Consider the following 8,626-nt stretch of genomic DNA (forward strand, 5'->3'; position numbering starts at 1 on the left):
GCTCGCATGCTCATCGATCGAAGAGTTTTCCGGAGGAAACGAGTGCAACTTCATTTTGCGACCGCCATTGCTCGGAAAACCAACCTGAACCAGCACGAAGTTCCCGACACGTTCCCTGCGATGTCACGACACCATCCATCAGCTCTATGACATGAGCATCATCAGGGATTGCGAGTAGATGATGCGTGATCGTGAGCACAGTGGATTGTGCAAATTGAGATACAAGCGCCAACTCCACCGCGCGAGCTGATTGTGCATCCAAGTGCTCAGTAGGTTCGTCGAGAATGACGAACTCTCGCGGTTCTACCGTGAGTCGCGCTAACGCTAGACGTTGACCTTCTCCACCTGAGATTGAGGTTCCAAAAGCGCCAACTGGTGATCGAACTCCCTGAGGTAAACGCGCCACAAATCCTTCAAGATGCGCACCACCGATGGCTCTGTTCACTGCCTCCTCAGAAATTTCGAGTCGACCCAAGGTGATGTTCTCTTCAATTGTGGTGTTGAACATATGAGCACGCTGTGCCAAGAGTCCCACGTGCTCACGTAACACATCTGGATCTACATCACGCAGTTCCGTGCCATTCATGCGGACTGATCCTGAGTACGAGAGGAACCCCATCAGGACATTTGCCAGAGTGGATTTTCCGGATCCGCTTGGACCCACGATGTAGAGCTGCTCGCCAGGCGCCAACTCAAAACTCACGTTGGTCAGTGCAGGGGTTTGACCCTGATGCCACCACACATTCAAGTCGCGAATTTGGAGCCCTTGAAAGCCCCGTTGCAATACCGCTGGTTTCGCAGGTGTCGTGACTGGCGGTGGCAAATCATTGAGTTCCTCAATGCGCTCTGCACTTCCTCGAACGCGAGGTACCGCAGCGGCAGCACTTGGCAAGTTAGCCAACACATCAAACACAGCGAGTGGAAGTAGGGCCGCTACTGCAATCCACACTGGGCTTACATCCCCCGCGGTGATCGCAGGAGTAATTGCCCAAATCATGCCGATAACGGTGATCCCCTGGATCAAGGTGATCAGTGCTCCACCGAGAGCGAGCCCCGCTGCTGATTTTTGACTTAACGCCGTGAGTTCTGCATCAATCTTCGACAACTGTGTAACAGCCCGAGGAGAGGCTTCAAACGCATTGAGATCAGCAACTGCTGAGAATGCCGTGACTAGAGAACTGGCGAGTTCAGCGCGTTGAGGCGCGACTTGTGCTTCCGCTCGCGCAGTGACCCTTGCGATTAATAGCGGCACCAAAGCCAATCCGAGAATTCCAGAACACACCATGACCGCCGCAAGACCAGGCATCAGCCACCACAGAAAAGCAACGGTGCCAAGCATGACCAAGATGCTTTGCGACCAGGGCAGCACAACACGCAACGGCAAATCAACAGCTGAATCGACATCGCCGATGAGTCGAGTCAGCAGATCTCCGCGACCAAAATGCGTCAAACCCGCTGGTGCAAGTCGCTCAAGTTGCGTGAAGACCGATACGCGCAAACCCACAAGGCCTCGAAAGGCTGCGTCATGACCAGCAAGGCGCTCGAAGTAGCGAAACACCGCACGTCCGAGTGCGAAGGCACGAACCATGACTGCCGCGACCGTGAGAGTTAACACGGGTGGAGCACCTGCTGCAGTCGCGATTAACCATCCTGCAGCGGCAAGGAGTGCTACAGCGCTGGCTGATGCAAGAAATCCCAGAACAATTGCGCCGCTTAACTCACCACGTTGAGCCCGCATTGCACGCCAGAGGTTTCGCACCGGTTTACGTGAAGTCATGAGTGATCACCGACCCAGACAACCGTGTCAGCAATCTCAAGCATTGCCGGGCGATGGGCTACAACAATCACGATTGCACCTCGGGCTGCTTCCTTACGCAGCGCTTCAAGAACATTATGTTCGCTCGCCGCATCGAGTGCAGCAGTTGGTTCATCAAGGAGCAAGATTCTTGGTCTACGAACCAAGGCCCGTGCCAATGCAATGCGCTGTGCTTGTCCGACTGAAACACCGCTGCTGTGCACTGAAATCTGACGATCAAGACCGTTGTTCACTTCAAGAAACTCTTGATTGAGCCCAACGTCGCCCAGCACCGAGACAAGTTGATCGTCTGTCGCATTGGATACACCAAGCGTAAGTAGCTCTCGCAGTGATGCTTGTGGTGTGAGATCCGCTGATATTAAGGACGCGTGTTGTGGAACCCATCCAATATGACCGAACCAATCTTCATGATCAGTGTTAACGATCCCATGGCGTTGACCACCTTCCATCCAAATGCTTCCAGTTACTGGAGTAACAAAACCCATAATCGATGCGAGAAGTGTGCTCTTGCCGCCGCCAGAAGGCCCGGCTATGGCCGTAATGCTTCCCGCACGAGCGATGAACGAGACCGGGGCGAGAGCCTGATGCTCGCCAAACTTCACCGAGACTGCGTCAACAACTAGAGCAGTAATCGGTTCCGTGATTTTCGACTTCGATGATTCAACTGGTTCTTCATCACCAATCAACGCAAAGATTTTCTCCGCTGCACCTAAACCCTCTGCCGCTGCGTGAAACTGTTGCCCAACAAGTCGCAAGGGCAAATAAGCCTCAGGTGCCAACACAAGTACAAAGAGAGCAGTGCGATAGGCGATCTGGCCTTCGGCAAGTCGTAAGCCAACAGACACGGCAACCAAAGCAACGGACAGTGTGGCGAGAAGTTCCAGCGCGAGAGATGAGAGAAAGGAAATACGTAGAACGCTCATTGTTGAACGTCTGTATTCCTCGCCAATCGCGCGAATGGCTCGTTCTTGTGCATGAGCACGCCCGAAAGCTTTGAGTGTTGGCAAGCCAGCAACGAGATCAAGGAAGTGACCCGAAAGTCGACCCAATGTTTTCCATTGACGTTCTACTTTGGAATTGGTGTACATCCCGATGAGTGCCATAAACAGGGGAATCAACGGAATCGTGATGGCAATGATCACCGTGCTCAATATGTCCGCACCGAGCAAGGTTGCCAGCACTGCCAGAGGAACCACAACTGCCAAAATCAACTGCGGCAGGTACTTAGCAAAATAGGCATCAAGCCCATCAATGCCACGAGTAAGTAACGTGCTTGTTTCTCCTGGGTCAGTGCCCGCAGGGCCATAAGGGCCGGCTTTCAAAATCTGACCTATTGCCGCGGCGCGCAACTCCTGCTTTGCGACTGCTGAAGAACGAAATGCCGCCAACTCCGCTCCCCAGTGCAGTAGCGCACGGATCACAAACACCAAACCAAGGCATAAGACGGCAGTTGAAATCTGACTCCATGTGGCGCCCCCTGAACTGACATCCACAATGACACCAGAAAGCAATCGCGCTTGCACGATGACCACGATCGCTGTGACGACCCCGATGATGATCGCTGCAATCAGAAAGCGGCGCGAACTCTTTGCGTATCGAAACAGGCGCGGGTCAACAGGTCTCACTTACGTATTCTCGTCGATTCGTGAGCTGAGCACTAATGAGCTCAGCGTGGGATCATCTCCGAGGTCAGGCGCTTGCGGAATACCCAATAGGTCCAACCTTGGTACAGCAGCACGAGCGGAGTCATGATCAGCGCGACGATGGTCATCACCGTGAGGGTGTACGACTGACTCGATGCATTGAAGACCGTCAGGTTGAAGGCCGGATCAATATTGCTTGGCATGACGTTTGGATACAGACCCAAGAACAATGCGGCAACGGCAAATATGATTGTGGCAGCGCTCAGAATGAATGCCCAGCCATCGCGCTGACGCAGCGTTGCAGCCAACCCTCCGAGCCACAACACCGCAGCTACGAGAACCAGCGGAAGAGTAACCGCTACGCGCTCGCTGAAGGTCTGTGCCCAAAGCAGGGCAACGACGGCGAACACTGCGGCAATGATGCCGATCTTCAAGGCCGCACCTCGAGCAGCCTGGCGAACGGGACCTGACGTTTTCAGTGCAAGAAATATTGCTCCGTGCGTTGCGAAAACGGTCAGGGTCATCAATCCGACGACGAGTGAGAAAGGGTTCAAGAGATCAAAGAAATTACCTACGTAGTTAAAGGTTCCTGCATCAGCAGCATTGTTGGAAATTGAATCAATTGGTGACCCACCAACGATATTTCCGAAAGCCACACCAAATAGGAGCGCCGGGACCACGGATCCAACGACGATTGCAGCATCCCAATTTCGGCGCCACTTCACATCATTTTTCTTGCCACGGTATTCAAAAGCCACTCCACGAAGGATCAACGCGAGCAAAATGAGGAACAGTGCAAGGTAGTAGCCACTAAACATCGTGGCGTACCAAAGCGGGAAAGCAGCGAAGGTTGCTCCACCTGCAGTGAGCAACCACACCTCATTGCCATCCCAGACTGGACCAATAGTGTTGACCATGACACGACGGTCGACGTCGTTCTTCCCGATGATGGGCAACAACATACCCACGCCAAGATCGAAGCCATCGAGAACGAAATAGCCGATCCACAGCACTGCGACCAGAATGAACCAGACGGTTACAAGATCCATGTCAGTTCCTCAATCCAAACTCAGTAAGCGAAGTAGAGCTGCTTGTCGGAATCGTTCTTGGAATCCTCAAAAGGATCCTCAGTAGCGATTTCAGGCGGACCTGCCTTGATTGCTTTCAAGAGCAATCGCAATTCAAAGATCGCCAGGACTGCATAAATCAGCGTGAAACCGATAAAGGAAATCCATACCTCAGTTGATGTCACTAACGGTGAGACCGCATCGGCAGTTTTTTGCATACCGAACACAATCCAAGGTTGACGTCCCATTTCAGTGAAGATCCAGCCAGCGGAAATTCCAAAGAGTGGGAAGAGGGTGATGAGCCCGCTGATCCACGCAAAGGTCTTGCTCTGAACGGTGCGACCGCCGCGAAAGCGCCACAACACCCACAGGGCGTAAAGCGCAGAGATCATGCCAAGGCCGATCATCAAACGGAAGCCCCAGTACGTCGCAGGGACATAAGGCACGTAGTTGCCTGGGCCATATTGAGCAACGTATTGCGCCTGAATGTCATTGATGCCTTCGACTTTGCCATCAAATGATCCTGTCGACAGAAAGGAAAGTAGGCCCGGCACCTCGATAATTCGAGTGGCATTCTGGCCAGAGACATCTCCAATGCTCAGGATCGAAAATGGTGCTGAACTTGTCGATTCATATAGCGCCTCAGCTGCAGCCATTTTCATTGGTTGTTGCTCGACCATGAGTTTCGAATCCAGGTCTCCAGAGATTGAAACAGCCACGGCTGCGCCCAGAATGACCCACGCCCCAGCTTTCACAGCACTTCGGAACACCTCAACATTTTTACCCTTGGATAAATGCCAGGCACTGATACCCGCGACGAATGCTCCTGCGACCAAGAAGGAAGCGAAAATCGTATGTGTGAATGCGAGTACTGAAGTGTTTTGGAAAAGTACGGCGCCAATGTCCGTGAGAACTGCTCGCCCTGTATCGACACTAATCTCATAGCCGACGGGGTGTTGCATCCACGAGTTCGCGGCAAGAATGAAGAATGCCGACAACAACGTTCCTGTTGCTGCTGCCCAGATGGTGGCAAGGTGCAACTTCTTTGGTAAGCGATCCCAACCAAAGATCCATAATCCCAAGAATGTTGATTCTAAGAAGAATGCCAGCAGCGCTTCCATTGCCAGCGGTGCTCCGAAGACATCGCCCACGAAGCGTGAGTACTCCGACCAGTTCATTCCGAATTGGAATTCCTGAACAATGCCGGTGACCACACCCATGGCAAAGTTAATGAGAAAGAGTTTTCCAAAGAACTTCGTCAGTTTGAGGTACTTCTCTTTACCGGTCCGGTACCAAGCTGTTTGAAAGCCCACCACAAACCAGACAGTGCCAAGAGTGATCGGCACAAAGAAGAAGTGGTAAACGGTGGTGACCGCAAATTGCCAGCGGGCTAGATCAAGATTCATGTCGCCTCTTCACACATTGGTGTATGCCGTAACGCTATTGCGCTTTGTTTGGCATTTGCGCCCCCAAAAGGGGACCAAAGTCCCTACTTAGGGCCCGAATTCATCTACGGTCTGTTGCAACACGGCGGGCACGGGGGTGCACAGGTGAGTTTGCAACGTTGGTCGATCTGGATTGCTTGCATATCAATGGTTGTTGTACTGCTCTGCATAGGGTTACTGATTGACGATGAACTACATATCACTGCCATTTCAGCGGACCTTGACCAAGCCGATCACTGGCTTGTCTCCGCGGTCACGAGCGCCAAACGCACGTTGCGGATTTCAGTAGTCATTGAATCAGTGCTGTTACTCACGCTCATCGGAATAACTCTGCGTGTTTTAGTCACTCATGTCCGTGAGCCTTTGCGCAGGTTGCGCAAAGATCTCCATCTTGCCGGAGTCAATCACGAGCACATTATTTCTCCGTATGGTCCAATTGAGATTCGTGATGTCGCAATCGATGCCGAACAACTGCGACGTTCACTCGTGGCACAGATCGAAGTCGCTACACACTCCGATTTAGCGTTAACCCTTGAAGCGCCCACCGTCAGTGCAGTCCGAGACTCTCTCGATCGCAATCATGATGAGGTAGCCGGAGTCGCTGGATATTGCCAACCGGTCGAAGGTGTCATCGCTGGCGATTGGTGGTGGGCTGCTCAACGAAAGGACGGCTCACGAGCCATAGCAATTGCTGATGTCAGCGGGCATGGTGTTCAGGCTGGCGTGATGGCGATTGAAAGTCGGGCAATCGTGGCGACTGCATTGGCTTCTTTCGTTGACTTGCCCCAGATTGCCTATGCCTTGGCTCGACATCGCTGGAAATCTGGAATGTTTCTGACCTTATTCATGGCTGTAATTACTGAGGATTCAGTGGAGTACTGCTCATGCGGTGCACCGTTTGCGATTCTTGCGAATGATGAAGGCATCGAACAACTGCTTCCCACAGGTCCAGTACTCAGCAATCTCAAAGGATCGTGGACTTCGCGCCAACTTCCGCTTCGGGAAAATGCCATGCTGCTCACCGCGACGGATGGACTCACAGATGTCTCGCGAGAAGAAGAGGTTCTGGAATGGGTTCGTGCCTCTTCACGAACTACGGACGTTCAGTCCCAACAATTGCTGGACTCGCTCATTGCACGGACGCGATTGCGTCATGCACCTTGGAACGACGACCTCACCGTGATGATCGCCACCGGAAATTCACGTGGCGTATTTCCGTGAAATCCGCCCAAGATGCGACTATTGGACGCATGCGTCTGAAAAACACACTTGCAGTTCTTGCCAGTGCTGCCTTGGCAGCAACCATCATTGCTCCAGCGGCTAATGCCGCTCCATCATCTGCGGTGAAGGGCCTCAAAGGTCAAGTCATTCCCGCCAGTTTGTTTGGTATGCATATTCAAAATGCTGAAATTGGCTCATGGGCAACCGTGCCAATTGGTGCGCTTCGCCTGTGGGACAACCAAACCAGTTGGGCAAATATTGAGAAGACCCAAGGCAACTTTGACTGGACCACGTTGGATAAGGCTGTAGCCACATCCCAATCAAAAGGCGTCAATGACATTTTGATGGTGCTCGCAGGCACTCCGGCGTGGGCCAGTGACGATCCTTCCCCAGCAGCTTTGCCTGTGCCAGGTGCCGCAGGCATGCCCAAGGATTTCAGCTGGTGGGACAAGTGGGTCACCGCAGTTGTGACTCGCTACAAGGGCAAGATTACGTCATATCAGCCTTGGAATGAAGCAAACCTTTCAACTTTCTCGACTGGTTCAGCTTCAGAGATGGCCGACCTCACCAAGCGCGCTTACGACATCATCAAGCGCATTGATCCAAGCGCAACGGTTGTCGCACCAAGCACCGGCACTCGCTTGAGTGGTGCGTTCATGAAGTTCTATCCAGCTTTCCTAGCTGGCCTCAAGGCAAAGGGCTGGCCAGTAGACGTATGGAGTGCACATACCTACCCAGCAAGTTTGGGAACACCACTTGATCGCTCCAAGTTAGCTCTTGCCTATGTGAAGGCTTTGAAGCAAGCAGGTGCACCAAAACTTCCGTTCTGGGACACCGAAAATAACTTCGGTCTCAAGGGCCCTGGCCCTAAGAACCCCGATGTTGATATCGAGGGCGAAAAAGCCGCTTCATGGGTAGCGCGTACATACCTTGACGCGCTTGATCTTGGTATCTCACGCGTGTACTGGTACCGCTGGGAAACCTATAACGATCTTTGGGGCATCCAGATGTTTGACAACACTCCTGGCTCAAAGGCTTATGCCTCACTTGAGGACTGGATCGTTGGCGCAACCTTTAATGGTTGCAATAGCAAGAAAGCTGCCACTACCTGCAACTTCACTAAGGGTGGCAAGCCATTCCAGGTTGTGTATAGCAATACCGAAAAGCCACAGTCATTCGCTGTGAAAGGCGCATCGCAGATGTGCACACTGCTTGAAGGTTGTAAGGCTGTGACTGGCAACAAGGTCGCAACCGCCGCACCGGTCAAAATCGGTTAGCACCTCACACAAAAGTTAAGGCCCAGGCGCAATCTTGGGTTCTAGGGGTCGATGCAACACCTGAGTAGTGCAGGGGTTGCGATGACAGACAAAGTTAGAGGGCGTCGTTCTTCGGGACGGCGCCCTTCTGCGCGTCAGATTCAGTTCATGGCGTTGT

General features: G+C 52.8%; 6 protein-coding genes. 2 read left to right on the forward strand and 4 right to left on the reverse strand.

Annotation, left to right across the window (positions count from 1 at the left end):
- Positions 1-10: 10 nt before the first annotated feature.
- Genes cydC through PHN51_11535 form a run of 4 tightly spaced genes read right to left on the reverse strand, consistent with a single transcriptional unit; the run spans position 11 to position 5,932 of the window.
- Positions 11-1,777 carry a thiol reductant ABC exporter subunit CydC gene (gene cydC / locus PHN51_11520; protein ID MDD2819406.1) on the reverse strand — a complete coding sequence of 589 codons (1,767 nt, stop codon included), beginning with the start codon at positions 1,775-1,777 and terminating at the stop codon, positions 11-13.
- Positions 1,774-3,441, reverse strand: a complete 1,668-nt coding sequence (cydD, locus tag PHN51_11525; protein MDD2819407.1) for a thiol reductant ABC exporter subunit CydD — start codon at positions 3,439-3,441, stop codon at positions 1,774-1,776. The genes cydC and cydD overlap by 4 nt, the downstream gene beginning before the upstream one ends.
- Positions 3,442-3,482: 41 nt before the next feature.
- Positions 3,483-4,508: a cytochrome d ubiquinol oxidase subunit II gene (gene cydB, locus PHN51_11530; protein MDD2819408.1), complete on the reverse strand. Its 1,026-nt coding sequence runs from the start codon at positions 4,506-4,508 to the stop codon at positions 3,483-3,485.
- 20 nt (positions 4,509-4,528) lie between these two features.
- Positions 4,529-5,932, reverse strand: a complete 1,404-nt coding sequence (locus tag PHN51_11535) for a cytochrome ubiquinol oxidase subunit I (protein MDD2819409.1) — start codon at positions 5,930-5,932, stop codon at positions 4,529-4,531.
- A 144-nt stretch (positions 5,933-6,076) separates the two neighbouring features.
- On the opposite strand from PHN51_11535, the gene PHN51_11540 reads away from it, so the two are divergent.
- Positions 6,077-7,192: a PP2C family serine/threonine-protein phosphatase gene (locus tag PHN51_11540; protein MDD2819410.1), complete on the forward strand. Its 1,116-nt coding sequence runs from the start codon at positions 6,077-6,079 to the stop codon at positions 7,190-7,192.
- Positions 7,189-8,469, forward strand: a complete 1,281-nt coding sequence (locus PHN51_11545) for a hypothetical protein (protein ID MDD2819411.1) — start codon at positions 7,189-7,191, stop codon at positions 8,467-8,469. Before PHN51_11540 ends, PHN51_11545 begins: the two co-directional genes overlap by 4 nt.
- Positions 8,470-8,626: the final 157 nt, after the last annotated feature.

Source organism: Candidatus Nanopelagicales bacterium, from assembly GCA_028687755.1.
GTDB lineage: Bacteria > Actinomycetota > Actinomycetes > S36-B12 > S36-B12 > UBA11398.